The 25,625-nt window shown below is 47.4% G+C and carries 24 protein-coding genes; 8 read left to right on the plus strand and 16 right to left on the minus strand.

Features of this window, described 5'->3' with window-relative positions:
• From QZ147_RS02285 to tig, 9 genes are all read right to left on the minus strand, one after another.
• A partial coding sequence (locus tag QZ147_RS02285; RefSeq protein WP_295146600.1) for a cache domain-containing protein occupies positions 1–817 on the minus strand: 817 nt, incomplete at its 3' end.
• 78 nt (positions 818–895) lie between these two features.
• Entirely contained in the window at positions 896–1,624 is a 729-nt protein-coding gene (locus tag QZ147_RS02290; protein ID WP_295146602.1) for a TerC family protein, read from the minus strand.
• Positions 1,625–1,678: 54 nt separating this feature from the next.
• Positions 1,679–2,254, minus strand: a complete 576-nt coding sequence (gene purN / locus QZ147_RS02295; RefSeq protein WP_295146604.1) for a phosphoribosylglycinamide formyltransferase — start codon at positions 2,252–2,254, stop codon at positions 1,679–1,681.
• Complete coding sequence (locus QZ147_RS02300; protein ID WP_295146606.1) at positions 2,236–3,909, minus strand: NAD(P)H-hydrate dehydratase; 1,674 nt, start codon at positions 3,907–3,909, stop codon at positions 2,236–2,238. The genes purN and QZ147_RS02300 overlap by 19 nt, the downstream gene beginning before the upstream one ends.
• A gap of 2 nt (positions 3,910–3,911) precedes the next feature.
• Positions 3,912–5,420 carry a YifB family Mg chelatase-like AAA ATPase gene (locus tag QZ147_RS02305; protein ID WP_295146608.1) on the minus strand — a complete coding sequence of 503 codons (1,509 nt, stop codon included), beginning with the start codon at positions 5,418–5,420 and terminating at the stop codon, positions 3,912–3,914.
• A complete protein-coding gene (def, locus tag QZ147_RS02310) occupies positions 5,417–5,947 on the minus strand; it encodes a peptide deformylase (protein ID WP_295146636.1) in 531 nt (176 codons plus the stop codon). Before def ends, QZ147_RS02305 begins: the two co-directional genes overlap by 4 nt.
• A gap of 13 nt (positions 5,948–5,960) precedes the next feature.
• A complete protein-coding gene (locus QZ147_RS02315; protein WP_295146610.1) occupies positions 5,961–6,986 on the minus strand; it encodes a diguanylate cyclase in 1,026 nt (341 codons plus the stop codon).
• 11 nt (positions 6,987–6,997) lie between these two features.
• The gene (gene clpP, locus QZ147_RS02320) at positions 6,998–7,588 is read right to left on the minus strand and encodes an ATP-dependent Clp endopeptidase proteolytic subunit ClpP (RefSeq protein WP_295146612.1); all 591 of its coding nucleotides are present in this window, start codon (positions 7,586–7,588) and stop codon (positions 6,998–7,000) included.
• Positions 7,588–8,913, minus strand: a complete 1,326-nt coding sequence (gene tig, locus QZ147_RS02325) for a trigger factor (protein WP_295146614.1) — start codon at positions 8,911–8,913, stop codon at positions 7,588–7,590. The genes clpP and tig overlap by 1 nt, the downstream gene beginning before the upstream one ends.
• 105 nt (positions 8,914–9,018) lie before the next feature.
• Here tig and folE point away from each other — a divergent pair, with 105 nt between their 5' ends.
• Both folE and fliI read left to right on the plus strand, forming a co-directional pair.
• Entirely contained in the window at positions 9,019–9,591 is a 573-nt protein-coding gene (gene folE, locus QZ147_RS02330; protein WP_295146615.1) for a GTP cyclohydrolase I FolE, read from the plus strand.
• The gene (fliI, locus tag QZ147_RS02335) at positions 9,592–10,899 is read left to right on the plus strand and encodes a flagellar protein export ATPase FliI (protein ID WP_295146617.1); all 1,308 of its coding nucleotides are present in this window, start codon (positions 9,592–9,594) and stop codon (positions 10,897–10,899) included.
• A 4-nt stretch (positions 10,900–10,903) separates the two neighbouring features.
• Here the strand turns inward: fliI and QZ147_RS02340 are convergent, their stop codons facing one another.
• Positions 10,904–11,257: a transcriptional repressor gene (locus tag QZ147_RS02340; protein WP_295146618.1), complete on the minus strand. Its 354-nt coding sequence runs from the start codon at positions 11,255–11,257 to the stop codon at positions 10,904–10,906.
• Positions 11,258–11,390: 133 nt separating this feature from the next.
• Between QZ147_RS02340 and QZ147_RS02345 the strand changes: the two genes are divergently transcribed.
• From QZ147_RS02345 to QZ147_RS02365, 5 genes are all read left to right on the plus strand, one after another.
• Positions 11,391–12,311: a zinc ABC transporter substrate-binding protein gene (locus QZ147_RS02345; RefSeq protein WP_295146619.1), complete on the plus strand. Its 921-nt coding sequence runs from the start codon at positions 11,391–11,393 to the stop codon at positions 12,309–12,311.
• Positions 12,312–13,853 carry a DUF1007 family protein gene (locus tag QZ147_RS02350; RefSeq protein WP_295146620.1) on the plus strand — a complete coding sequence of 514 codons (1,542 nt, stop codon included), beginning with the start codon at positions 12,312–12,314 and terminating at the stop codon, positions 13,851–13,853. It begins immediately after the preceding gene.
• Positions 13,850–14,608: an ABC transporter ATP-binding protein gene (locus tag QZ147_RS02355; RefSeq protein ID WP_295146621.1), complete on the plus strand. Its 759-nt coding sequence runs from the start codon at positions 13,850–13,852 to the stop codon at positions 14,606–14,608. The genes QZ147_RS02350 and QZ147_RS02355 overlap by 4 nt, the downstream gene beginning before the upstream one ends.
• Positions 14,609–14,837: 229 nt before the next feature.
• Positions 14,838–16,709 (plus strand): methyl-accepting chemotaxis protein, encoded by a 1,872-nt coding sequence (locus QZ147_RS02360; protein ID WP_295146623.1) that lies wholly within the window; start codon positions 14,838–14,840, stop codon positions 16,707–16,709.
• Positions 16,710–16,727: 18 nt separating this feature from the next.
• Entirely contained in the window at positions 16,728–17,384 is a 657-nt protein-coding gene (locus tag QZ147_RS02365) for a thiol:disulfide interchange protein DsbA/DsbL (RefSeq protein ID WP_295146624.1), read from the plus strand.
• A gap of 49 nt (positions 17,385–17,433) precedes the next feature.
• On the opposite strand, the gene QZ147_RS02370 is transcribed toward QZ147_RS02365, so the two are convergent.
• The 3 genes from QZ147_RS02370 to QZ147_RS02380 are packed head-to-tail and all read right to left on the minus strand — an operon-like array spanning position 17,434 to position 21,242.
• Entirely contained in the window at positions 17,434–19,044 is a 1,611-nt protein-coding gene (locus QZ147_RS02370) for a flagellar hook-basal body complex protein (RefSeq protein WP_295146626.1), read from the minus strand.
• 5 nt (positions 19,045–19,049) lie between these two features.
• The gene (locus QZ147_RS02375; protein ID WP_295146628.1) at positions 19,050–19,754 is read right to left on the minus strand and encodes a flagellar basal body rod modification protein; all 705 of its coding nucleotides are present in this window, start codon (positions 19,752–19,754) and stop codon (positions 19,050–19,052) included.
• A 9-nt stretch (positions 19,755–19,763) separates the two neighbouring features.
• Complete coding sequence (locus QZ147_RS02380; protein WP_295146630.1) at positions 19,764–21,242, minus strand: flagellar hook-length control protein FliK; 1,479 nt, start codon at positions 21,240–21,242, stop codon at positions 19,764–19,766.
• A gap of 135 nt (positions 21,243–21,377) precedes the next feature.
• Between QZ147_RS02380 and typA the strand changes: the two genes are divergently transcribed.
• Positions 21,378–23,180, plus strand: a complete 1,803-nt coding sequence (gene typA, locus QZ147_RS02385) for a translational GTPase TypA (RefSeq protein WP_295146632.1) — start codon at positions 21,378–21,380, stop codon at positions 23,178–23,180.
• A gap of 259 nt (positions 23,181–23,439) precedes the next feature.
• Here typA and QZ147_RS02390 read toward each other — a convergent pair whose 3' ends face one another.
• From QZ147_RS02390 to QZ147_RS02400, 3 genes are all read right to left on the minus strand, one after another.
• Entirely contained in the window at positions 23,440–24,213 is a 774-nt protein-coding gene (locus QZ147_RS02390) for an ABC transporter ATP-binding protein (protein WP_295146634.1), read from the minus strand.
• The gene (locus tag QZ147_RS02395) at positions 24,204–25,166 is read right to left on the minus strand and encodes an iron ABC transporter permease (protein WP_295146635.1); all 963 of its coding nucleotides are present in this window, start codon (positions 25,164–25,166) and stop codon (positions 24,204–24,206) included. Before QZ147_RS02395 ends, QZ147_RS02390 begins: the two co-directional genes overlap by 10 nt.
• The coding region (locus QZ147_RS02400) for an ABC transporter substrate-binding protein (protein ID WP_366508762.1) at positions 25,166–25,625 on the minus strand (460 nt) is incomplete at its 5' end. The genes QZ147_RS02400 and QZ147_RS02395, both read right to left, overlap by 1 nt.

The raw sequence follows: 25,625 nt of genomic DNA on the forward strand, positions 1-25,625 counted from the left end.
AAGAGAAGGTGTCGGCTCCTATGGCTGCGACGGCTAGCCAGCCTTCGTCGTTAATAGGAACTACTTTTGCAGTTACGTTTTGACCACTTGTATTTACGTACTCTACTAGGCCGTGCTTGTTAAATTTTTTAGCCGCAAACTCTTCGCCGACTTCTTTACTTGCGTTAGTGACTTTGCCTATGCTAGATTGATCGGGATGCATTAAAATTAAGCCGTCGCCCTTCATTAGAAGTACGTATCCGTAGTCGGTTTTACCCATTGCGATTATTTTTTCGTTAAGACCTTTGACGTCTACGTCGATACCGGCTACGCCTACGAATTTGCCGTTTAAATTTACCGGTACTACGAACGTAATAACCAAATCGTTCGTAGAAGTTATCCTAGGCTCTAAAAATACGGCTCTATTTTCTTTAACGGCGGCTTTATACCAACCCCTGGTCCTAGGGTCGTAGTTATCCGCTACGGTCGTTCTTTTGCCGTCCGACTGAAAAAACTCGCCGTTTTCTTTGGCGAAGTAGACGTATTTTACGTATGAGCTAGCCAGCTCTTTTTCTAGCAATACCTTATTCATTATCTCGTCGTTGTCGCCCGCGACTTTTTCAAGTCTCGCGCCGACCTTTTTTAGCATTTCGACGTATTCGTCGAAGAATGAATTGGTAGTAATTTTAACGTCGTCTAGGATTTGATCTTGCGTTTGACCGACTAGTTCGACGACCTTGCTTTCGGCGGTGTAATAGCTGACCGCAGAGATAGCGGCGAACGAAACGACTAATAGTGCGATAACTATCGCCGCGATTTTAGATGTAACCGATTTCATTGTCCTATTCCTTAAATTTGGTGTTGAAATTTCGCGAATTTTACGATTTATTACTTTAAAAAAGCGTTAAATCCGCATTTACGATTTGTTTTGCGCTTGCGCCGCTTTTTTGCGGGCATAGATGTTGATTAATTCCACGCAAAGCGAAAACCCCATCGCAAAGTAAATATAGGCCTTAGGTACGTGAAGCCCGAGTCCTTCGCCCACTAGCGCAAAGCCGATTAGTATTAAAAACGCTAGCGCCAAAATTTTAATCGTAGGATTATTATCTACGAAATTAGAGATCGCTTTTGATGCGAACATCATCACGCCTACGGCTAAAATAACGGCTATTATCATGATATCTATATGATTTGCCATACCGACCGCGGTAATAACGCTATCAAGCGAAAAAACTATATCAAGCACGCCGATTTCCGCGATTATTACCCAAAACCCGTGAGCCTTTGGCGCGCGCTGCTCGTGATGCTCGCCCGTTACGTTTGAATGGATTTCAAGCGTCGATTTAGCGATCAAAAATAGCCCGCCTATAAGCAACACTAAGTCGCGTCCGGTTATCGTAAAGCCCGCGACGCTAAATAACGGCTTTGTAAGCTTCATGATCCAAAATAGCGACAACAGCAGTAAAATTCGCGTAATCATCGCAAACGCAAGCCCCGTAATACGCGCCTTATCGCGCTGATGCGGCGGTAGTTTGCCTACTAAAATAGCGATGAAAATGATATTATCGATACCGAGTACGATTTCAAGACCGGTTAGGGTTAGCAGCGAGATCCAAGCCTCGGGAGAGGCGAGCCATTCAAACATTTATATCCTTTTCGTAAAATTTGTGCGAATAATACAATAAAATCTCGCGTTTTGTTAGCCGCATAAAATCTTAACTATCGTCTGCGGTAAAATTTCGTGCTCTATGGCGTGAATTTTCGCCTCCCACGCCGCCTCGCTCATCCCCTCCTCGCGCTCGAACGCGCGCTGAGCGATGATGCGCCCGCCGTCTAGCTCCTCGCTCACCCAGTGCACGCTCACTCCGCCCACTTGCATATCGCTAAGAAAGCTCTCTTTTATCGCGTGCGCGCCTTTAAAAAGCGGCAAAAGAGACGGGTGCAGGTTAATAGCGCGAATTTGGCTAGTAAAGACGGGCGTTAGAATTCTCATAAAGCCAGCTAATACGACTAAATCAATATCGTATTTTTTTATTTCGCTAACTAGCGCGGCGTCGAAATCTTCGCGCGAGCTAAAATTTTTATTTTCGATTACGACGCTTTCAAGCCCGAATTTTCGCGCCTTTTCTATACCGCCCGCGTCCGCTTTATTAGTAAGCGTCAAAGCTACCTCTATGCGCGCGCCGTTAAAAATTTTGCCGTGCAGGCGCTGCAAAATCGCCTCTAAATTCGACCCCGATCCGCTAAAAAGTACCGCTATTTTTTTCGTAAGCATTTTATGCCCTCTATGACGTCGTTTGCGCTCATAGCGTAGTTTGCGCCCTTAAATTTTCGAGCTCCTAGCGCGTGGGCCAGCGTACCGCTAATCGCGGCGTCCAGCGCCTCATAGCCCTGCGCTAAAAGTCCCGCGATAACGCCCGCTAGCGCGTCGCCGCTACCGCCTTTGGCCAAAGAGGCGTCGCCGTGCCTCATTACGTAGAGCTTGCCCGCGCGCGCGATTATCGTATTCGCGCCTTTTAGCACGAGAACGCAAGGCACGCTTAGGCTAAATTCGCGCGCTAGCTCGAAGCGGTTTTTTTGCACGCGCTCTACGTTAAATTCGCCGAAATTCGCAAAATTTAGCAGGCTTACGAACTCTTTTGGATGCGGCGTTAGCACGGTATTTCCGTTTAATCTCGCAAGCTCTATTACGCGCGGTTCGCGCAGCATATCGGCGTCTATTACCAGCGATTTGCCCGCTAAGATTTCAAAATTTAACCCCGCGCAAAATTTCGCTCCAAGACCCATTCCAAGCGCGCCCGCATTCATTTTTTCGCTAATTTGCGCGCATTGCATGATCTGCGCGTCGAGCCCTAAAATCTCGCGCTCGCCTACGACGCTTACTAGTCCCGCGCCTATCGCGTTTGCCGCGCGAGCCGCCGTTATCGCCGCGCCGCTCATCTCGCCGGCGATTATAAACGCGTGTCCGAAGTCGCCCTTATTTACGTTTTGCTTCGCGCGGAAGGGCAGCTTTAAATCGCTTTTTTGCAGCAAGAAATTTTTAGCCTCCTCTTCTTCGATGTGCGCTAGCGCGATGATTTGCTCGCCCGCTTCGTTTTGGGTTAAATTCGCGTCTTTGCCGATGATCCGCGCCGGAGTTTTAAACAGGCTATTCTCGAAATTTTCCTCTTTTTTCTCGGCCGGTTTTTGGTTAAATTTTAAGCTCGCGTCGTAGTTTTGCGCGCTTACTCCGAGTTTTGCCAGGCGGATTTTACCCGTAAAATCCTTCGCCTCGTCCGAGTAAAGCGCTAGCTTTCGCGCGCCCATCGCGACGGTGACGTTTGCCGTAAAGCACGCCCCGCGCGTATTGCCGTTTTCGTCAAGCCCGCTTGGCATATCGCAAGCGATTTTATAGGCGTTTAGCTCGTTTAGCGTTTCTATTAACCTTACGTGGTTTTCGCTTAGATCGCGGTTTAGCCCCGAGCCAAAAATACCGTCGATAACGCACGCGGCGTTAAAATTTCGTAAAAATTCGCCCGCATCCTGGCTTTGGCTAAAAATCGTCCGCCAAATTTTAGCCTTATCGCCCGCGCTTTGAAATTGTAAAATTTCGCCTCTTATAAAAGCTAAATTTTCGTCTAAATTTAAAATCCTAACGCCGGCGCGAACGGCGATTTCAAGCTGTTTTTGGCAGAGCTTGCTTAAATTTTGCGCGCAGACTAGGCCTAGCGTTTCGTAATCGCCCGAGAGCGTTCTAAGCGCGGTTAGCGCGTCCGCGCCGTTATTTCCGCCGCCGATCGCGCCTAAAATTTTAACGCCTTTTTTAAATTTCGCGCGGATTAAATTCGCTACCGAAGCACCCGCGTTCTCCATTAAAATTTCGCTTTCTAGTCCGAAAGTCCTAGCCGCCCTGGCATCCAAAAAATTCGTATTTATAAATAATTTTTTCATTTTCAAGTCCTTGCTCGGAAGCTTAAAGCCTCCAAAATGTGTGATTTTTCTATCGCCTCGCAGCCTTCTAAATCCGCGATCGTACGCGCTAGGCGGCGGATTTTATTGATGCCGCGCCGCGACAAGCCGTACCGCGAGATCGCCGCTTCTAACGTATCTCGCGCATCGTTTTTTAGCGCGCAAAATTGCGCGGTCTGAGCATCGCTTAGCTTGCCGTTTAGCTCGCTTTGTCCGCGCGCTAGTTGAGCTCTAAACGCTGCTAAAACGGCCCGCGACATTTCAGAAGAGCTCATGCCTTTGCAGCTATCGCCGCTTTCGTCCATCTGCACGTAAAGATCGATGCGGTCAAGGATAGGCTCGGAAAGGCGCGATTTGTAATTTTTTATCTCGTTTTGGCTACATCGGCAGGTTTTATCGCGCGAGAGCAGGTTGCCGCACGGGCATGGATTTAGCGCGGCGGCGAAGATAAATTTCGTATTGTAGGTGACTTTGGAATTTACGCGCGCGATATGAATTTTGTGATCTTCTAGCGGCTCGCGCAGGCTTTCTACGACTGGTTTTGAGAAGTGTACGAATTCGTCGAAAAATAGCACGCCGCCGTTTGCCAGCGCGATCTCGCCGATCTTAGCGACGTTAGAACCGCCGCCGAATATAGAGCTTTTGGTGCTGGTATGGTGCGGCGCGCGAAAGGCGCGGACGGCCGAAAATTCGCTATTTTGTAAATTGAGCGAGCGGTACGCGGCGGCGGATAAAATTTCGGTTAAATTTTGAGGCGGCATGACGTAAACTAGCCGCTTGGCGCACATGCTTTTGCCGCATCCGGGGCTTCCCTCAAAGATTATGTTGTGCATTCCCGCCGCGGCGATCAAGCAGGCGCGCTTGGCTCTTTTTTGTCCCAAAACGTCGGCGTAATCAAGCTCGAAATTTTCGTTGGGTATAAATTTTTGCCCCGAAATTTCAATTGCGTTTTTAAAAAGCGGGTGGGAATTTTTAAACGCACAAGAGGCGGCGAACTCTTTATCTTCAAAAAATTTTATCGCCTCTTGCAGCGAGCTTACCGCGTAAATTTCAAGATTAGGTATCATCGAGGCGCTAGCGGCAATCTCGCGCGGTACGAGTACTTTTGCCCCGCTCGTCTGCGCGCTTAAAAATAGAAGTAGGGAGAATAAACTCGTCGTATTTTTAACGCTTCCGTCAAGTCCCAGCTCGCCGAATACGAAAATTTTATCTAAATTTCGCGATTTTTGAAGCGCGATTAAAAGCGCGACGGCTAGGTCGAAGTGAGAGCCCGTCTTAGGAACGTCCGAAGGGGAGAGATTTATCGTGATTTTTTGCGCGGGAAAGCTGAAATTTAAAGCCAAAAGCGCGGCCTTTACGCGTTCGGCGCTCTCTTTTATCGAAGCGCTCGCAAGCCCTACGATACTAAATCCTGGAAGTCCGCGCGAGAAGGTCGACTCGACCTCGACGATTTTTAGTCCGTCGCCGTAAGACGCGCATTTTAGGGACTTCATGTCTTGTCTTTTTTATCTTTTTTGGATTTTTTGCTTTTATATTCTTTGTCGAATTTTTTGCGTTTATTATAGCCGATCCGCTCGATGAAAAGGTGCCCGTCTAGATGGTCGTTTTCGTGTTGCAGCGCGATGGCTAAAAGTCCGTCCGCATCGATCTCGTGCGGCTCGCCGAAGCGGTCTTGAAATTTAAGCTTGACGCGCGCGGCTCGCTTTACTTCCTCGTAAAATCCGGGTACGCTAAGGCAGCCCTCTTGATAGACGCACTCGCCCTCTTTTAGTAAAAATTCGGGGTTTATTACCTCGATGAGGTCTGCTTTATCCTGCGCGCCTTCTTCGTTCGCCAAATTTATAATTAGCGCGCGAACGGGCGCTCCTACTTGGATCGCGGCTAGTCCGATGCCCTCCTTTGCTATCATGGTTTCATACATATTATCTAGCAGCTCGTGCAAATTTTTATCGAATTTTACGATCTCTCGCGAGCGTTGGTAGAGCTTTTTATCCGGATAGGTTAGTACTTCTAGTATCATGCTTATCTCAAATCTATCCCAAAAATACGGGCTCAGTCTCATCTTTGCGCGCATTAAACGCATCTAGCGCGTTTGAGACGATCTGCTCTACGCTGCCTTCTTTGGGTAACATGCCGTATACTATCTGCGCGTCTAATTTAAATTCTTTACCGTCCTCGTCGTAGTGGATGTTAGCTAGCATCGCCTTAATACGATCGCAAGCCATTTTCGCGCCGTTTTCGCCCGTGTATTTCATTAGTATCGCAAAGCAGCCGTCGCCGTAATGCGCGACGACGTCGCTTCTGCGAGAGGTGTTTAAAAGCAGGTGCGAAATGCTTTTAAAGATATTGCTGCGCTCTTTTAAATTTTTGACGCTTTCTATTAGTTCGTCGCGCGTTTTTAGCATTAAAAATGCCGCCTCGTAGCCGTATCGCTTGATCGAGTCGATTTCATTTTCAAGCGCGGAGATGAAAAATTTCTTGTTGTACACTTCATAAGTCGTGTCGTAGATCGAGCGTTCTTCGATAAGCTTAAAGACCTTGCCTATTTCTTCGTAGTTTATTTTTATGACTTCAAGATGCTTTTCTAGTAGCGCGGTGAGCTTGGTTAGATCCCCGCCGAATCCCGTTATCGTATTTTGCAGCGCCAGAAGGTTCATATTATTAGCCAGTCCGTCGCGCCTTTTTTTTACAATAGCCTTCATTACGTTTAAATTTTTATAAATCAGCGCTACGGCTTGAAGCATGCTTTTTATCTGAATGAAGCTTTGTTTGATCTCTTTTTCGACGCGGATATTACTATCTATCGCCGCGTCGATCTCGTCTGAATAAAGGCTTAGCGTTTCGCCGACTTTTTGCCTGAAATCCTCGGGCTGCTCGTATAGCATACGCTCGAAATATATTGAGTAGTTAATCGGCAGCGTCGGGACGTTGTCGGAATTTAGCTCGTTTAGTACGTTTTGAGAGAAGTTAAAAATCGCCGCTTGTCTGGTTTCGTCTCTCTTTGCACTATCTTGCGCCGCGCGTTTTTTGGGATCCGGCGCATTGTCTAGCTTTACCACGTCCGTCCTTACTACTTAAAACTCTTATCTAAAATTTTATCTATCAGCCCGTATTCTTTCGCTTCCGCCGCGCTCATGAAAAAGTCGCGTTCGGTATCTTTTACGATTTTAGAGAGTTTTTGACCGGTGTTTTTAGCCAAAATTCCGTTTAAAATTTCTTTCATACGTAAAATTTCGCGTGCTTGGATCTCGATATCAGTCGCCTGCCCGCGAGCGCCGCCTAAGGGCTGATGGATCATTATGCGCGAGTTGGGTAGGGCATAACGCTTGCCTTCCGCGCCGCAGCTAAGCAAAAACGCTCCCATAGACGCCGCCTGACCGATACAGATCGTGCAGACGTCGGGCTTGATGTAGTTCATCGTGTCGTAAATGCTAAATCCGCTCGTTATCACACCGCCGGGACTATTTATGTAAAGGTAAATGTCTTTTTCCGGATCTTCGGCTTCTAAAAACAGCAGCTGAGCGACGATGGAGGCGGCCATACCGTCCTCGATCTCGCCGCTTAGCATTACGATACGATCCTTTAAAAGACGCGAGTAAATATCGTAGCTTCTCTCGCCTCTACTCGTGCGCTCGACTACGACGGGGACGTAATAACTCATTATTCCGCCTTCTCTTTTTTGGCTGCTTTTTTGTCGTCTTTGTTAAACATTTCGTTAAATAGCTTTTCTTCGATCATCGACATTTTAATCGCCGGAAGCATTCCTTGCGCGCGGTAGTTTTCAAGGTGTTTTTTCGGGTCTTGACCGCTTCTGTAAGCCTCGAAATAGATCGTTTGCACGACTTCTTGATCGCTTACTTTTACGTTTCTTACGCGAGCGAGTTCGTCTATGATGAAGGTTAATCTCACGCTCTTTTCGGCGTCTGCGCGGTATTCTTCGCGTTTTTTGCTTAGCGCGTCGCGGTCTTCTCTAAATTTCGCCATATCCTCGGGAGTAAAACTAGCCCACGCGTTTCTAAATTGCATATCTATCTCTTGCTCTACGATATTTTTAGGAATGTCGAATTTAAATTTTTCTACGGCGGCTTCGGCAAATTTCGGTTTTAAATCGTCGTTTATAAGCGCGAAAATTTTATCTTGGCGAATTTGATCTTTTATGCGCTCGTCAAGCTTTTCTTCGCTAGGCTCTTGCTCGTTGGGAAGCAGGCTTTTTAGTAGATCGGCGTCTAGTTTTTCGGGGATTTTACGCTCCTTGATTTCATGAAGCTTTACTTTAAAGATCGCGTCTTTGCCGGCGAGGTGCGCCGCGCCGTAATTATCCGGAAATTTTACGCTTACGTCTTTGCTTTCGCCTTCTTTTAGCCCGACCATACCTTCTTCAAAGCCCGGTATAAACTGACCCGAGCCGATTTCTAGCAGGTAGTTTTCGGCTTTGCCGCCCTCAAACGCTACCCCGTCTATAAAGCCTTCAAAGTCGAAATTAGCGAAATCGCCGTTTTTAAGCGCGCGTTTTTCGCCGATTTTTTCAAGCGGAGCGATCATTTTTAAAAGTTCGGTCTTTTTCTCGTCTATATCTTTTTTAAGCACGCGCGGAGTAGAAAATTCAGGTATTAGCGCCTCGTATCCGCTCACGTCTACGCTAGGCTTAAAAGATATCGTCATCTCTACGTCTATGCCGTTTTCTTTTCGCTCGAATTTGCTCACCAAAGGCTCGCCGATCGTTTCGTCTAATTTTTTACCCGCGTCTTTGACCGCGCCTTCGAAAATTTCTTTTAAAGCTTCTTGCTCGGCGTCGCTAGTTAGCTCTTTTTCGTAGCGTTTTAACACGACGTTTACGGGTACGTGGCCTTGACGGAAGCCGTCGATTTTCATATTTTTGCTAGCTTTTTTGGCTAAATTTTGTAAGCTAGATTTAATCTGCTCGTTTGTTATTTGCGCACTAGCTTCGATATTCGCGCCGTCTAAATTTTTGGTGTTGATTTGCATCCGCGTCCTTTTATTTACGAAATTTTAGCCCGAAATATACCTAAATTTTCCTTAATTTTAAGCCGTTTTCGTATAAAATGCGCTCCAAAAATTTATGGAGCGACTATGCGAGAAAGCTTTGAAAATTCAGTCAGAAATATGCTTACGATCATCGGCGAAGATCCGGACCGCGAAGGGCTAATCAAAACCCCGAACCGCGTCTTTAAAGCCTACGAATTTTTAACGCAAGGCTACAAACAAGATCCTAAAATCGTTTTAAACGACGCGCTCTTTGAGAGCAGCAATAACGAAATGGTACTCGTGCGAGATATAGAATTTTACAGCCTTTGCGAGCACCATTTGTTGCCTTTTATGGGGCGCGCGCATATCGCTTATATACCTAACGGCAAGGTCGTAGGACTTAGCAAGATTCCGCGAATGGTAAATATTTTCGCACGCAGATTGCAGATACAAGAGCAACTAACCGAGCAGATCGCAAACGCTATAAACGACGTAATTAAACCCAAAGGCGTAGGCGTGGTGATAGAAGCAAGGCACATGTGCGTGGAGATGCGAGGCGTGGAAAAAATCAACTCTACCACGACTACTTCGGCGCTTCGGGGCTGTTTTATAAAAGACGCCGAGACTAGAAAAGAGTTCTTCTCGCTCATAAATTCGCACAAAGCGGCAAGGTTTTAAGTGAGCTTAGAGCGGCTAAATTCCAAGCTAAAAGGCGATAAGTCGCTATCAAACGTATTTGGCGTTATAGTTAGCGTTACGGCGACTACCATCGAGATTACGGGACTGCGCCCCAGTATCGGCGACATCGTGCGTATCGTAGCCAAAGACCGCAGCAAGGAAGGCCTCGGCATGGTCACGCAGATAAAAACCGGCGGCGCGTTTATTAGTCCGTTCGGTTTCGTGGAGGGCTTTCGTATCGGGGATTTCGTTTACGAAAGCGATCAAGGCATGAGTATACCGGTGAGTAAAAATTTGCTAGGGCGCGTGGTCGATCCTTTTATGAAACCAATCGACGGCAAAGGCGCGATATTCGCCGACGAATATATGCCTATTATGAGAGCGCCCATAGACGCGATGAAGCGCGGGCTTATTAACGAGCCGTTTAGCGTGGGCGTTAAGGCCATAGACGGGCTGCTAACTTGCGGCAAGGGACAAAAACTAGGAATTTTCGCGGGTTCCGGCGTAGGTAAATCTACGCTAATGGGAATGATAGTAAAAAATACCCAAGCACCCGTTAAGGTCGTAGCGCTAATCGGCGAGCGCGGCCGCGAGGTGCCCGAATTTATAGAAAAAAATTTAGGCGGCGATTTAGAGGGCACCGTCATCGTCGTAGCTACCAGCGACGATAGCTCGCTAATGCGAAAATACGGCGCTTTTTGCGCGATGAGCGTGGCGGAATACTTCAAACAGCAAGGCAACGACGTGCTTTTTATCATGGATAGCGTGACGAGATTTGCCATGGCGCAGCGCGAGATCGGGCTTGCACTGGGCGAGCCGCCGACGTCCAAGGGCTATCCGCCAAGCTCGCTTACGTTGCTTCCTCAGCTTATGGAACGCGCGGGCAAAGAGGAGGGTAAGGGCAGTATAACGGCGTTTTTTACGGTGCTCGTAGAAGGCGACGATATGAGCGATCCTATCGCCGATCAGAGCCGCTCGATTTTAGACGGGCATATCGTGCTTAGCCGCGAGCTTACGGATTTCGGTATCTATCCGCCTATAAATATCCAAAATTCCGCATCGCGCGTAATGGGCGACGTAATTAGCAAGCAGCACCGCGCCGACGCGATGAAATTTAAGCGCCTTTACTCGCTTTTAAAAGAGAACGAAATTTTACTTAGAATAGGCGCTTATCAAAGGGGCAGCGACAAGGAGCTAGACCTTGCGATTTCTAAAAAAGAATATATGGAAAATTTCCTAAAACAAGACGCGAACGAAGCGTACGAATTTGGCGAAATCGAAAATATTTTAGCGCAGATAAATAGCTAAAATTTTACTCGCATTCGTCGCAGATACCCTTTATCACGGCGCTTTTTACGATTTTGGCGTGCGCGGGCATCGGCACTTCTATATTTTCTACCTTGCGGCACACGTCGCAGATGAAATACGCCTTCGCGCCTTCGTGCAGCTCGTAGTAGCTTTTGCGGTTATTTTCGGTTTTTACGATGACGCCTTTTTGCTCGAAAAGCTCCATCGTGCGGTAAAAAGTAGTCTTATTCGCGTCTAAATTTTGTAAAATTTCGTCGTAGCTTAAAGGCGAGGGGGCGGCGCTAAGAATTTCCACTATCTTGATACGAAGCGCGGTAACGTTTATATCGTGCTCTTGAAGGAATTTTAGCGCGTCCATTTTATGCCTTTGTTTTTTGTCATATTACGCTAAAATTTTTAAATTTTAGATAAAATCGGCGTATTTTAAAATTTTAAGTTGCAACTTAGTTGCATTTAGTTAAACTTCCGCCCTAAATCGCGAAAGGAAAAACATGAAAAAAATTCTTACTTTTTTGTGCGTTTGCGCGCTGGGCGCATTTGCAAAACCCGTCGTTACGGCAAGCATTTTGCCGACTAAGTATTTCATCGAGCAAATCGCCGGCGGCACGCTGGAAGTTAACGTAATGGTAGGGCGCGGCGCCGATCCGCACTCTTACGAGCCCAAACCTAAGCAAATGAGCGAGTTGGAGCGTAGCGCGCTTTATTTCGCCGTGGGTATAGACTTTGAAAACGCGTGGTTTGATAGATTTTCAAAGACTTTTAAAAATCTAAAAATCGTAAAAACGCAAGAAGGCATCGAAAAAATCGCGATGAGCGGCGAGCACGAACATCATGAGCATCACGATCACGACGCGCACGACAAAGGCGAAGCCGGCGAGCATAAACATCACGATCACGAAGAGCACGAACATCATCACGAGCACGGTGCGCTAGATCCGCACGTTTGGCTCGATCCGCAGCTAGTTAAGATTCAAGCCCGCAATATCGCTAACGCGCTCGTTAAAAATTTTCCGCAAAATGCCGAAATTTACGAGCGAAATTTGGTTAAATTCGAGGCGCGGCTAGACGAGTTAGACGCATTCATCGCGGATAAATTAAAAGGGCTTAAAAGTCGCGAATTTATCGTATATCACCCGTCTTGGGGCTATTTCGCCAAGCGTTATAATTTAGAGCAAATCGCGATCGAAATCGAAGGCAAAGAACCAAAACCCGCGGATTTAGCAGAGCTTATCGAGGAAGCGAAGGAGCACGAAGTAAAGGCGATTTTCGTAGCTCCGCAGTTTTCTAAAAAGGCGGCAAACTTAATCGCTAAACAAGCGGGCGCAAACGTCGTAGAGATCGATCAGCTGCCGCTTGATTGGGACGCCGAGCTTCGCAAAACGGCCGAAATTTTGGCTAAAAGCTTAAAATAGATGATTTTTCGCGCCCTTTTATTCTTCTTTTTGGGCGCGAACGCCTTTGCTTGCGCGCTTTGTTCGCTTTATAGTCCGACCGCGCACGTGCAAGCGGACTTTGAAGCGAATAAAACCGCGATAAATAAGATAAATTTTACGTGGATATTTTCTGAAAATTTTTCGCTTTTAACGCGGGAAAATTACGATTTTAACGCCGACGGAGAGATCGGCAAGGACGAGCTTCGCGAGATAAGAAGAGGGCTGCTCGATTATCTCGTGCCGCGCGGATTTTTAACGCGGATCGAGTATTTCTACGGCGGCGAAGGTGCGGTAAAATTAGAGCCAAAATTAAGCGACTACGAGCTAAATTTCGAGGACGGACGGCTAAAATTTAGGCTCTCTTTCGCCGTGAATTTAGCGCTAAAAGACGGACTAAAAATTTCGGTAGAAACGCTGGATAAAGAGGGCTATTTCGCCTTTAAATTTTTAGCGCCCGCCGCCCAAGAGCTGGCAAAAGGGCTGTTTTTAACGCCGAATATCAACGGAAATATTGCGTTTTACGAGCTTACGAGCGAGAAAGAAGCCGCCGAGTTTGACCGAAAACCTAGCCTAAAATCGTTTGTAGAAGATAAAAGCCGCGCCGTGCCCGTAAATTTAGGCGAGCGAAATTTTACCGAGCACGGCGAAATCGACGCGATAGACGCGGCGAAATTCAGCGCGGTTTCAAAAGCGGGGTTAAATTTGCTAGACCGCGTGCGCGAATTTTTACGCGCGAATTCCCAAAATTTTAGCGCCGCTTCGCTTATAATTTTAGCCGCGCTGTCTTTTGGGTACGGCTTTTTGCACGCCGCGGGCGCCGGACACGGCAAGACGCTCACGGCGAGCTATTTCGCCGCCACCGGAGGCAGCTACGCAAGAGCCGCGCTTTTTGCGCTAAAAATAGGCTTTTTACACGTGATAGGCGCCGCCGCGCTCGTTTTTGCGACCTATTTTACGCTTTTAGAGCTTAGCGCGGGCTACGTAAAAGATACCGGGCGGATAGCTCAGATTATTTCGGGCGCCGTCATCGTAGCGCTCGCGCTTTTTATGCTATTTAAGGCGTTTGCGCCGCCTAAAATTTTTACTCCCACGCCTAAAATTTACCCGCGAAAAATAAGAAATTTTAACGGCTTAAAGCTAAAATTTAGCCCGCCGCAAAGCGCAGGCGATTGCGCCGCTTGCGAAGCGATCTTGCAAAACCGCGAAAATTTTAGCAAAAGCCGCGACTGGCTAACCGCCGCCGCAGCCGCGCTGGTGCCGTGCCCCGGGACTATCGTAGTTTTTACGCTAGCTTTTGAGCTGGGAAGCTTTACCGCGGGCGCTATTAGCGGCGTTTGTATGGCGCTTGGAATGAGCGCGGTAACCTTTATCGCGGCCGTGCTAGGCGCGAAGGCGGGCGGGGGCGCGATTTTTAGGCGAACTAGGCTGAAATTTTATCTAAAAATCGTCGCAATCTCGGTTATGCTGGGGCTTGGCGTATTTATGCTTTTTACGAATTTAATCCAAAAGAGTCCGTTTTGAAAACGATAGAAATCAAAAATTTAACCTTCGGCTACGACGAGCAAATCGTGCTGGAAAACGTAAATTTAAGCTACGATAGCAAGGATTTTTTGGCCGTAATAGGGCCTAACGGCGGAGGTAAAAGCACGCTTTTGCGCCTAATGCTGGGGCTTTTGCGCCCGCAAAGCGGAGAGGTGCGGCTTTTTGGCGAAAGACCCGAAAAAGTTAGCCGTCAAGTAGGCTACGTGCCGCAGCATTTTTTGCCTAATCAAAATTTTCCGATGCGAGTGATCGAAGTCGCGTTAATGGGGCTAATCGATAAAAAAACGTTCGGATTTTACTCAAAAAGCGAGCGCGCCGAGGCGATGAGAGCGCTAGAACAAGTCGGCATGGCGGCTTACGCGCAGGCTCGTATCGGCGAGCTAAGCGGCGGTCAGCGCCAGCGCGTCTATATAGCAAGGGCGCTTTGCGCGAGGGCTAAAATTTTGATGCTAGACGAGCCTACGGCTAGTATAGATACCAAGGGGCAGGCCGAAATTTACGCGATTTTAAAGCGGATAAACGCGCAGGGGACGGGCGTCGTGCTAATCAGCCACGATTTAAATATCGCGCTAAATTTCGCCACGAAAGTCGCTTACGTTAGCCGCACGCTGCATCTACACGACATAGCGCCAAGCTTTATTAAGCGCGACTTTATCGCGCATCTGGCGCGCGAGCATAGCCATTTTTGCGACGTCGAGGTGGCGCTCGGAGAGTGCGAGCATACGGCGCATTAGCGGGCGCGCTCTTTCCGCGGTTTCGTATTCGCGTTTTAACTAACGTCGTCTAAATTCGTTATTTTTATACATAATCTCATTATCAGAGCGATATTTTTCCTCTAAACGCTCGAAATTTACTCGGTCGTAAGCTATCGTGACATAAAATATCCGTGAATAAATTTCGCTTTTAGCCGCAGTCGGCGGAGCGATTTAAAGGCGCGAGCCTAAATTTTAGAAAGGATTGAAAATGGGTTTTAGACAAAAGGTTTTGGTTTGTATTTCACTGCTTTCAACTATTTTAGTTGGCGTGTTAGTCGGCATTAGCTATTTTAGCACCAAGAATATAGTCTCAATAATGGCAGAGCAAAATGCGTTTGTTATGGCAAAGCAGCTTGGTAGCAAGGTGGATCTGTGGAACGATCTGAAAAAGGAGCTTTTAAAGGGGGGCGTTAGCGAGATAAAGGGCGACGGATCAGACCTTACGCTACTAAAAGGCTTGAAAGCGCAAGGTCATTTTATCGATACGTTTTATGGGCTTGAAGACGGCTCGTCGCTTTTTAGTGATGAGTGGGTGCCTGATGCAAATTACAAGGTAAAAGAGCGCGAGTGGTATAAAATGGCAAAGGCGGCAAATGCGCCGATTATAACCGCGCCTTACATCGATCCTGAAACAAAAAAGGTCGTAGTAACCTTTGCCGTGCCTATAAATAACGGCAAAATTTCAGGCGTATTAGCCGCTGATTCTGCGCTTGATGATATTATTGCGATGTTTAAAGATGACGATGTAAAGGACGCACCGGGATACTTTATACTAATGGCCAAAGACGGAACTTATCTTTATCACCCTAGCAATACCGGTAAAAATATGGCCGACGTAGACGCGTCGCTAAAAGACGCTCCGAGCCGTATTTGGAACGATAAACAAGGCGTGCTTTATTATACTTTAAATGGCGAAAATATGGCGCTTTCTTACTCCGTCATTCCGGGTACCGAATTTTCGGTAGTTTTTGCCGCGAAGCTAGACGACGTGCTGGTTTTAAACAATCAAAATACGACGTTTTTAACCGTTGTGGGAATTTTAGCCGTCGTAATCACCATAATCGCCGTTGCGCTGCTGCTTAAAGCGCTATTCGCGCCGATTGTGCGCTTGCAAGAGCTAACGGACGATCTAGCGATGGGCGACGGCGATCTAACGAAGCGGCTAAATTTTAGCTCCGACGACGAGATCGGCAAGATTAGCCAAAACATGAACGCTTTTATCGAGAAAATTCGCGTGCTAATTAGCGAGGCAAAGAGCGGCAGCAGCGAAAATTCGTCGCTTTCGGAAGAGCTTAGCTCGACTTCGCGCGAGATAAAAACGCGCGTGCAAAACGAGTTTAATATTATCCAAGAGATTATGAACGACACCAATGCCGTCGTAGAGGGCTCTCAGCGCTCGAACGAAAAGGCTAGCGACGCGATGAGCGATCTTTTAAGCGTAGGCAAAACGCTAGAAACTACCAAAAACGATCTAGCTAAAACCGTCGCGCGCGTAAATCAAGCCGCTCAAACCGAACAAGAGCTATCCGACAGACTGCGCGGGCTGGTGCAAAGCACGGAGGACGTTAAGGCTATACTTCAAGTAATCAACGACATAGCCGACCAGACTAACTTGCTAGCGCTAAACGCCGCGATCGAAGCCGCGCGCGCGGGCGATCACGGGCGCGGGTTCGCCGTCGTAGCCGACGAGGTGCGCCAGCTGGCCGAAAAGACCTCAAAAAGCCTAATCGAGATTAATAACACCGTAAATTTGATAACCCAAGCGGTAAACGACGCTTCGACGATGATGAACGAAAACTCCAAATTCGTAGCCGGCGTCGCAAACGATTCAAATCGCGCCCAAGCCCAGACAGAAGAGACGGCTAGGCTGCTCGAAGAGGCGATTTCTAAGACGAATTTAGCCTCAAAAGAGGTCGCGGGCATGGCGCAAAGCATCGAAAAGACGATACTAGGCTTTAATAGGGTAAATAAGCTTTCAGAGGAAAATACCCGCAGCGTCGAGGAAATTTCAAAGGCGTCTGATATGCTAAATACGCAAGTAGAAAGCTTAAATTTAAAACTCGGGCAGTTTAAAAGCTAGCTAGCGAAAGGAAAAATAATGAAAATATCTAAAATTTTAGCCGCGCTGGCGATTTTTACCGCTAGCGCGTTCGCATTTAGCGAAGGAAGCGACTATCTACGCCTAGAAAAGCCGCTAAACGTAGAGGGCGGCACGCTGGTTAAGGTATTTAGCTACGCTTGCCCGCATTGCTATCAATTCGATAAAAGCGTGATGCCTAAGCTTTTAAAAATTTTAGGCGACGAGGTAAAATTCGTGCCGATACATCTAAGCAGCAAGGGCGACTACGGCGAGACGGCGAGTAAAATTTTCGCCGTTTTAGAGTTAAAAGACGAAGCGGCGGGCATTAGCTTAACGGATGAAAATTCGGCGTTTAAAAAGGCTAAAACCGCGATTTATAAAGCGGCGCACGATAAAGGAGAAACGTGGCGTACGAAAGACGGCGGACGCGATAAAGAGGCGTTTATTAAGACCGCGCTTGATGCCGCGGGCGTAAAAAAACCGGAATTCGAAGCTATGTTAGGCGCGCCTAAAACCGAGGCGCTGCTTGCTTTTTGGCAGGATAGCGCCTACGACGTAGCTAAAATTCAAGGCGTGCCGGCGTTCGTCGTAAACGGAAAATATTTGATTAACACGAACTCGGTCGGCTCGATCGAAGCGCTAGCCGAGCTTATAAAAGAGCTGCTTAAAAAATAGCCCTAAATTTGCGCGAAATTTCGGATAAAACTTCAAAATTCGCGCAAATTTACCTCTTCATTTGTATTGCCGTCTGCACCATCTGATCGCTCGTAGTTATGCTTTTCGAGCTTGCGTCGTAGGCTTTTTGCACGACGATGATTTCGGTTAGCGCTTGGGCTAGGTCGACGTTGCTCATTTCTAGTCTATTTGATTTTATCTGCGAGTTGTAAAATACCTCGCCTCTCGCGTTTTTGTAAAAAAACGCCTTGCCCGAATTCGCCGTAGCTTCGTAGAGATTATCGCCGATCTTGGCTACGCCTTGGTCGTTTTGAAAATGGTAAAGCGCTACTTTTGCTATCGGATACATCCTAGTGTTGTCAAATATCGCTTGAATGTTACCGGCGTCATCCATTTGGTAGGTTTTTAGCGAGCCTTCGGGATAGCCGTTTTTGGTGATCGCGATATTTTTATCCGAATTCGCCGCGCTAGTCATGCCGTCGTAGACGAGCGGATCGCCGCTTCCGCCGAAATTTAACTCTACGCCGCCCACGCTTGATAACGTGTTCGAGGCTAGTCTGCCGCTGCTATCGAAGGTAAGCTGTCCTAGCGCGCTGTTTAGCACGTTCCCGTCGGCGTCGGTTATAGTAGCCGAGGCGTTCCATATCGTTTGACTAGCAGGCTGCGGAATTTGCTTGGTTAAATTTAGCGTAAGCAGGCTTTTCGTGCCGTCCGCGTTATATAGCTCGGCGCTCATTTTTTTGGTATTCGCGATCTCCGCGTTAGAAGTCGCGCGCGCGGAGACGCTTAAAGAGGCGAGATCTAGGTATCTAATAGCCTGATCGTCCAGCCGCCACGCGCCGTTTTCGTCCAGCGTCGTGCTAAATTCGCTAAATTTTCCCGTGCCGTCGCTTACTTTAACCGTAACGCTATCGCCTTTTTTAAATCCGCTAGCGCCCGTGCTTAGCGTAACGGAGCCGCGAAGGCTGATGGTTTTATTTACGTTATCTACCGCGTAAGTATAGCTCGTATCTTCAAGAGCTACTTCTTGGCGCTCGATCTTTCTAGTGGAGTCTAAATTTCCCTTGAAATTCACCTTCGTCGTAGCTTCTGCGGGCAAATATAAAAATTTAGGCAACGTAATCTTAGTCTGCGCGCCCTCGCTTGCTAGCGTAATCGCGCCCGTTTGAGCCAGCGTATAGGCTTGCGGCGTCGTTCCGCTAGCTGTCCTGCCGAATTTTTTAAGCGCGGAGGCGCTAGGGGTTACGGGCGTTACGCTATTTATCGTGCCTAGCAGGAAATTTCCTTGATTATTCACGAGATTTCCCGCCGCGTCGATATCAAAGCTACCCGTGCGCGTATAATACGTCTTGCCGTCTCTGCCCAAAACGCCGAAAAATCCCTCGCCGTTAATGGCTAGATCGAAGGTGTTATCGGTGTTTTGAAAGCTTCCGGTGGTAAAATCAAGCGCCGTCGTTTGCTTAGTAGCGCCTAGTCCTACTTGGTCGGTCGTGGGCTTGTTGCCCGCTTGCACGACGCTTTGGTAAAATATACTTTTAAATTCGGGCAAGCTTGCTTTAAAGCCTACGTTATTGATGTTTGCGACGTTATTCGCCCACACGTCCATACCGAAGCTCTGCGTTTTTACGCCCGATACGCCGTTATAAAACCCCCGCATCATGGCCGTTAGCCTTCGAAAAATTCCGAAATTTTATCGACGCCTACGTATTCGCCCGCGAGTTTTACCTGCGCTTTGCCGTCGGTAAATCTCACCGCCTCTACCGGGTAGGTGCCTAGGTTGGTAGTGTATTTATTGTTATCCGTTCCTAGGTAATTCGCGCGGATCGTATAAGTGCCGTTTGGTATTTTCTCGCCGCTGCTAGTCTTTCCGTCCCATTGAAATTTATGAATGCCCTCGCGCATATCTTTAAAGCTCGCTTCGTAAACTACTTTCGAGTTTTTATCCAGCACTTGCACCGAGCCAGATTTCGCAGGCTTTTTAAAATAAAGCGCGAAATTTACGTCGCGGTTTTCGTCGCTTAGCGTAACGTTCGAGCTAGTAGTCGCCATTTTACCCAGCGAGCCTAACGCGTACATGCTTGAGCTAGATTTTAGCTGCTCTACTAGCTGCGTCATCGTTTTATTGGTATTTTGCTGCATTTCTAGTGTGGCTAGCTGGCTGGTTTGCGTTAACATCTTTTCCGTATCCATAGGGCTTGTGGGGTCTTGATGTTGCAGCTCGGTTAAAAGCAGCTTCATAAACGCGTTCTTATCGAGCTCTGCGCCCGGGTTCGTGCCGGTACCGCTGGCTTTTTCGTTTTTTGCGGCTTGCTTGCTAGCCGCCGCTTTTTGCGATGTAAATTGCGTCGTTACGTCTGATGTCGATGCCATTTTAAGCTCCTATATATATCTTGGTACTACGATTTCAAGCAAATTTTGTTCCGCTTCGTCGCCGCTTTCGCTAAATTCGCTATTTGATCTGCGTTTATAGGTTTCGCGACCTTGCTCTTGCTTTTGCCGTTGATCGTTAAAATTCATTTCAAGCTCGGTAAATCCCATATTTACGAGGCTGTTTTTAAACTCCGCCTGATTTTGTAAAAATATGTTCATCGTAGTCGTAGTCGAGTTGAAATTTATATGTAAATTATTGCCGCGATTTACCATCGTGATCTCGACTTCGCCTAAATTTAGCGGATTTAGCGTGATGTTAAAGCGCGTAATAGGCGCTTTGTAGTTTTGCGCTTGCTCGCGCAGGGTTTGACTGAAATTATTTAGCGTCTCTTTTACCTGCGCTTTTTCTTGAAGCTGACTACGCGCCGCGCCGGAAATATCGCGCACCATCGCGTTTAGCGGATTTTCTTTGCCTTGCTCGCCGCTTTGGTTTTGCTCGCTTTCGTTCGTGCTAGAATTTTCGCTATTTTTCGCCGTTTGGGCTTCTCGCTCGGGAAATAAAAGCGATTTTAAATTTAGCAGTTTTTCGTTTTTGCCTTTTTTGCCTTCGTCGCTTGCGGACATTGAAATTTCTGCTAAATTTTCGCTTTGCTCGTCGTCTTCTTTTACTAAAATTCCATCGCCTGCGGGTTTTAAATTCTCGGTTTTAGGCTCTATGACTTTACTTTGCTCGGGCGCTGTTTTAGGCGTCTCTTGCGCGGTTTGCGGCGCGTTTAAATTTTGATTTTTAGGCTCGCTTATTTGTTTTAGCAAATCGTTTAATTTAGGCGTTTCGTCTGCGATTTTATTTTGATTTATCGTCTCTTCGACCTTATTTTTTAGATGCGCGTCGTAGATATTTTCGGAGGCGGGGGCGACGGGCGCGAAAAATTCTTTTTGAGCTAGGTTTTTAAAAATTTTATTTAAATTTTCTACGTCTTCCGTGCTAACGCTTAAATTTTCAAGTCCTAAATCAAATTGCTTAGCCAGTTCTAACAAGTCGCTTACGCTTTTTACGTTCGCTAGTTTTTCTACGTTTTGAGGGACGCTTAAAAAATTCGCGATTTTATCGGTGAAATTTGGAAATTTACTGACCCGCTCGCCGCCGTTTAAAATTTCTAACACCTGTAAAAGCTGCATAAAATTCGCGTTTTCAAATAGCTCGTTTTTGGTAGTTTCGTCTAATTTCTCAGATAGCGCGGAGGCGATCTTAGCGTCTGCGTCGCTTGCGGCTTTTTCTTTGGCGCTAGCTTGCATGGCGACTGATTTTACGATATTTTTGACGTCGTTTTCGCTGATTTTTTCGCCCGATTTAGCTTTGCTCGCCGCAGCGTCTAATACCATCGACAAAAAATCGTTCCCGTTATCGTCTTTTGCGTTTTTCGAGCTCTTCTTGGCTGTTGCGGGAGTTAGCAGATCGACCGCGTTTTTGGTTGTTTGAGCTTGCATTTTCGCCCTTTTTCATAAAATTTTTAGATTAATTAAGCAAGTTGCGTTCCAAAATTTTAACCTTTATACTAAATTTAAATTTTAGAAAATTTTGGATAAAATCGCCCATTTTTAATAAAATAAATGGAGAAAAATTTGGAAAAGATACGAAACATCGCCGTCATCGCTCACGTCGATCACGGCAAAACTACGATGGTTGACGAGCTTTTGAAACAATCGGGTACTTTTAACGAGCACCAAACCGTCGGCGAACGCGTGATGGATAGCAACGACATCGAGCGCGAGCGCGGCATCACGATCCTATCGAAAAACACCGCGATCCGCTACAAAGACACCAAAATCAACATCATCGACACCCCGGGCCACGCCGATTTTGGCGGCGAGGTAGAGCGCGTGCTAAAGATGGTCGACGGCGTTTTGCTACTCGTAGACGCGCAAGAAGGCGTCATGCCGCAGACTAAATTCGTGGTAAAAAAGGCGCTCTCGCTCGGTCTTCGCCCGATCGTCGTCGTAAATAAAATCGATAAACCCGCAGGCGATCCGGACCGCGTAATAAACGAAATTTTCGATCTTTTCGTGGCGCTTGAGGCAAACGACGAGCAGCTAGAATTTCCCGTCGTCTACGCCGCGGCTAAAAACGGCTACGCGAAGCTAAATTTAAGCGACGAAAATAAAGATATGCAGCCGCTTTTCGAGACGATTTTAGCGCACGTGCCGGCTCCGAGCGGCAGCGACGAAAACCCTTTGCAGTTACAGGTTTTTACGCTTGATTACGACAACTACGTCGGCAAAATCGGCATCGCGCGGATTTTTAACGGCAGAATTTCTAAAAATCAAAACGTAACGCTGGCAAAGGCCGACGGAACGAGAACGACGGGCAGAATTTCGAAATTAATCGGATTTATGGGCTTGGAGCGCACGGATATTAACGACGCGGGCACCGGCGATATCGTCGCGATAGCGGGATTTGAGGCGCTAGACGTCGGCGACAGCGTGGTGGATCCAAACAATCCTATGCCGCTAGATCCGCTTCATATCGAGGAGCCGACGCTTAGCGTCGTATTCGCCGTAAACGACGGACCGCTTGCGGGCACGGAAGGCAAGCACGTAACGTCTAATAAAATCGACGAGCGCTTACAAAACGAGATGAAAACGAACATCGCGATGAAGTACGAAAATATCGGCGAGGGAAAATTTAAGGTTAGCGGCCGCGGCGAGCTACAAATCACGATTTTAGCCGAAAATATGCGCCGAGAGGGATATGAATTTTTACTTGGTCGCCCCGAGGTCATCGTAAAAGAGATCGACGGCGTAAAATGCGAGCCTTACGAGCTTTTAGTCATCGACGCGCCGGATGATTGCACCGGTACGGTTATCGAAAAACTAGGCAAGCGCAAGGCCGAAATGGTCTCGATGAACCCGACCGGCGACGGACAGACGCGCATCGAATTTGAAATCCCGGCGCGCGGGCTCATCGGCTTTCGCTCGCAGTTTTTAACCGATACCAAAGGCGAGGGCGTGATGAACCACAGCTTTTTAGAATTTCGTCCGTTTAGCGGCACGGTCGAGCACCGCACCAACGGCGCGCTAGTATCGATGGAAAACGGCGTTACGCTCGCGTACTCGCTTTATAATTTGCAAGACCGCGGCGTGCTTTTCTTAGACCCGCAGGCGAAGGTCTACGTCGGTATGATCATCGGCGAGCACAGCCGCCCGAACGACCTTGACGTAAACCCGATCAAGGGCAAAAATTTAACGAACGTGCGCGCTAGCGGCTCCGACGATGCTATCAAGCTCGTGCCGCCGCGTAAATTAAGCTTGGAGCGCGCGCTAGAATGGATCGAAGACGACGAGCTAGTCGAGGTTACGCCGCAAACTATACGCGTGAGAAAGCGCTATCTAGATCCGACCGAGCGCCGCAGAAAGGCTAAAATTTAAGCCTTATTTCCGCCTTGCCGTCGTTTAGGACCGCGGGCGGATTTTGAAAATTAAGCAAAGCGGGTCTGCGCCGCGTTTGTTTTGATTCGGGAGGGGGCTTGCGGGAGGCGGATTAAAATAACCGCGGGTTTGTTAAATTCGCTCTCGTTTTTGCTCGGTAAATTTAGGCGTAATTAAACCGCTTTTAATACGAATGCGCCGAGTATTCGCGGCTAGGTGCGTTTGAAGCCTAATTTAAAAGCGCGAGCGAAGGAGCGAATTAAACCCTCCACCTAACTAGCAATCTCCTTTTATCTTCGACGTTTAAATTTATAAAATCGATACCGAAGAGTTTTGTTAAATTTTCGCCCTTTAAAATTTGATCGGTTGCGCCGAATTCATATCCTAAGGGGCCGTTTAAAAGCAAGGTTTTATCTGCTGCCGCAAGCGCATGATCGGGATGATGCGAGGTAAAAATCACGCAGGTTTTTTGCTCACTATTTAGCCTTTTGATTAGGCTTAAAACGGCATTTTGATGAAAGACGTCGAGGTATGACGTAGGCTCGTCCATGACGAGAATTTTAGGCTGTAGTACTAGCGAGCGAGCTATAAGCGATAGCTGCATCATGCCGCCGCTTAGCTCGTCTACGTTTAAATTTAAATACTCACTAACGCCCGCTATGCTTGCGGCTTCCTCAGCCATCGCCCTATCCTCAGCGCTCGGCCTTGAAAACATACCGACGTTTGCGTTTACGCCCATTAAAATCAGATCTTTTACCTTAAAGCTAAAAGCGATATTTTCGCTTTGGGGCACGTACCCTACGAGTTTGGCGCGTTCTTTACCGCTAAGAGAGCCATGATCGCGACCATCAATCAAAATTTGACCGCTTTTTGCTCTTAGAAGTCCTAAAATAATCTTTAAAAACGTAGATTTGCCTATGCCGTTTGGGCCCAAAATCGCAAGCGTTTCGCCGCTTTTTAAATCAAGGCTCAAATTTTGCAAAATTTGCTTACGGTCGTATGAAAAGCTTAAATTTTCTACGCTTAAGACCATCTTTTGCCCTTTTTAACAATGATGATGCCGATCATAGGAGCGCCTATAAGCGCGGTTAGGATACTTAGCGGAATTTCAGCCGAGCTCACGCTTCTAGCCGCAACGTCGGTTAACATCAAAAATATCCCGCCTAAAATCGCAGAAATCGGAACTAGCTGCGAGTTATCTGAGCCGTAAATCAGCCTAGTAACATGCGGCATCAAAAGCCCGATCCAGCCGATGATACCGGCGATAGCTACGCTTGCGGCCGTTATCAGAGTAGCAAGCACGATAAAGATAAAGCCCAAAAATTTACTCTCGCCTAAAATGCTTGCATGTTCGCCGCCTAGGGATAAAATATTTAGCTTCCAGCCCATTAGGCTCAAAAGCACGAGTCCGCTAACGCAAACGGGAGCAAGCGCCACTACGTCGCTCCAAGAGATGGCGCTTAGGCTTCCCATTAGCCAATATACAATGCTAGGTAGCTTTTCTTGCGTGTCGGCGACGTATTTGACGACGGAGATTAGCGCCTCGAATATCGCGCCCGTGATGATACCGGCAAGTACCAGCATGAGCTTTGAGTTTTTGTTTGCCAAAACGCCTAGGGTGTAAGCTATCATAACGGCTAAAAAACCGAAAACGAAAGCGCCTATTTGCGTGGCTACGGGACTGCCGAAGGCTAAAATGCAAACCACTGCGCCAAATCCAGCCCCACTGCCGACGCCCAGGATATTTGGGCTTACCAAAGGATTTGCAAACATCGCTTGAAATATCACGCCCGCCGCGCTAAGGCTAGCGCCTATCAAAAACGCCGCTATCAGCCTAGGCAAGCGCAGGTCAAATATCAAAGCGTAAAGCGTCTCTTTGTCGTTTTGATAATAATCCATAAGCCCATCAATAGAAATCCTACCCGCAAGCAACGAAAAAATAACCGCAAAGACTAGCAAAAGCGATAAAAATAGATACTTTTTCATTATCTAAAAAGCTCGTAAAATTTACTCTCGCCGTTTAGGTCGAATCGTAAAATTTGAGCTATCTCATCGCCGCTTAGATCGTAGTCGTAGAGGAGCTTGTAGCTCTTTTTCATCTCGTCTTTTAAATTTATATGCGCCTGCCCCGAAAACAGCACGCTAAACCACGCCCAGCCCAGGTGCGATTCGCCCGTAGGCGGCTCCCACATATCTCCCCCCAGAGGCATTTTATAGACAGCTTTTTGCTTGACGGCCTTTACGTTTTTTAAAATTTTGTCGTTAAAAAAGTCCTGCGGCGTAAGCTCGTCGAAGTTGCTAAACAAGATAACGTCCGGATTTTGCGCGAGAATTTCTTCTTTATTTAAAATTCTAAATCCCCCGAAATTCGCCGCGTTTGCTCCGCCGCTTAGCTTTATCTCGTAGTCAAAATACGTCCCGCCGCCAGCTGCCTCGTAGCTTTTA

This window comes from uncultured Campylobacter sp., assembly GCF_905371695.1.
Classification (GTDB): domain Bacteria; phylum Campylobacterota; class Campylobacteria; order Campylobacterales; family Campylobacteraceae; genus Campylobacter_A.

Bases quoted from the DNA above. Each gene is read 5' to 3' on its own strand.
- QZ147_RS02290 (WP_295146602.1), bottom strand. From the start codon at position 1,624: ATGTTTGAATGGCTCGCCTCTCCCGAGGCTTGGATCTCGCTGCTAACC.
- purN (WP_295146604.1), bottom strand. From the start codon at position 2,254: ATGCTTACGAAAAAAATAGCGGTACTTTTTAGCGGATCGGGGTCGAAT.
- QZ147_RS02300 (WP_295146606.1), bottom strand. From the start codon at position 3,909: ATGAAAAAATTATTTATAAATACGAATTTTTTGGATGCCAGGGCGGCT.
- QZ147_RS02305 (WP_295146608.1), bottom strand. From the start codon at position 5,420: ATGAAGTCCCTAAAATGCGCGTCTTACGGCGACGGACTAAAAATCGTC.
- def (WP_295146636.1), bottom strand. From the start codon at position 5,947: ATGATACTAGAAGTACTAACCTATCCGGATAAAAAGCTCTACCAACGC.
- clpP (WP_295146612.1), bottom strand. From the start codon at position 7,588: ATGAGTTATTACGTCCCCGTCGTAGTCGAGCGCACGAGTAGAGGCGAG.
- tig (WP_295146614.1), bottom strand. From the start codon at position 8,913: ATGCAAATCAACACCAAAAATTTAGACGGCGCGAATATCGAAGCTAGT.
- folE (WP_295146615.1), top strand. From the start codon at position 9,019: ATGCGAGAAAGCTTTGAAAATTCAGTCAGAAATATGCTTACGATCATC.
- QZ147_RS02340 (WP_295146618.1), bottom strand. From the start codon at position 11,257: ATGGACGCGCTAAAATTCCTTCAAGAGCACGATATAAACGTTACCGCG.
- QZ147_RS02345 (WP_295146619.1), top strand. From the start codon at position 11,391: ATGAAAAAAATTCTTACTTTTTTGTGCGTTTGCGCGCTGGGCGCATTT.
- QZ147_RS02350 (WP_295146620.1), top strand. From the start codon at position 12,312: ATGATTTTTCGCGCCCTTTTATTCTTCTTTTTGGGCGCGAACGCCTTT.
- QZ147_RS02360 (WP_295146623.1), top strand. From the start codon at position 14,838: ATGGGTTTTAGACAAAAGGTTTTGGTTTGTATTTCACTGCTTTCAACT.
- QZ147_RS02365 (WP_295146624.1), top strand. From the start codon at position 16,728: ATGAAAATATCTAAAATTTTAGCCGCGCTGGCGATTTTTACCGCTAGC.
- QZ147_RS02370 (WP_295146626.1), bottom strand. From the start codon at position 19,044: ATGATGCGGGGGTTTTATAACGGCGTATCGGGCGTAAAAACGCAGAGC.
- QZ147_RS02375 (WP_295146628.1), bottom strand. From the start codon at position 19,754: ATGGCATCGACATCAGACGTAACGACGCAATTTACATCGCAAAAAGCG.
- QZ147_RS02380 (WP_295146630.1), bottom strand. From the start codon at position 21,242: ATGCAAGCTCAAACAACCAAAAACGCGGTCGATCTGCTAACTCCCGCA.
- QZ147_RS02390 (WP_295146634.1), bottom strand. From the start codon at position 24,213: ATGGTCTTAAGCGTAGAAAATTTAAGCTTTTCATACGACCGTAAGCAA.
- QZ147_RS02395 (WP_295146635.1), bottom strand. From the start codon at position 25,166: ATGAAAAAGTATCTATTTTTATCGCTTTTGCTAGTCTTTGCGGTTATT.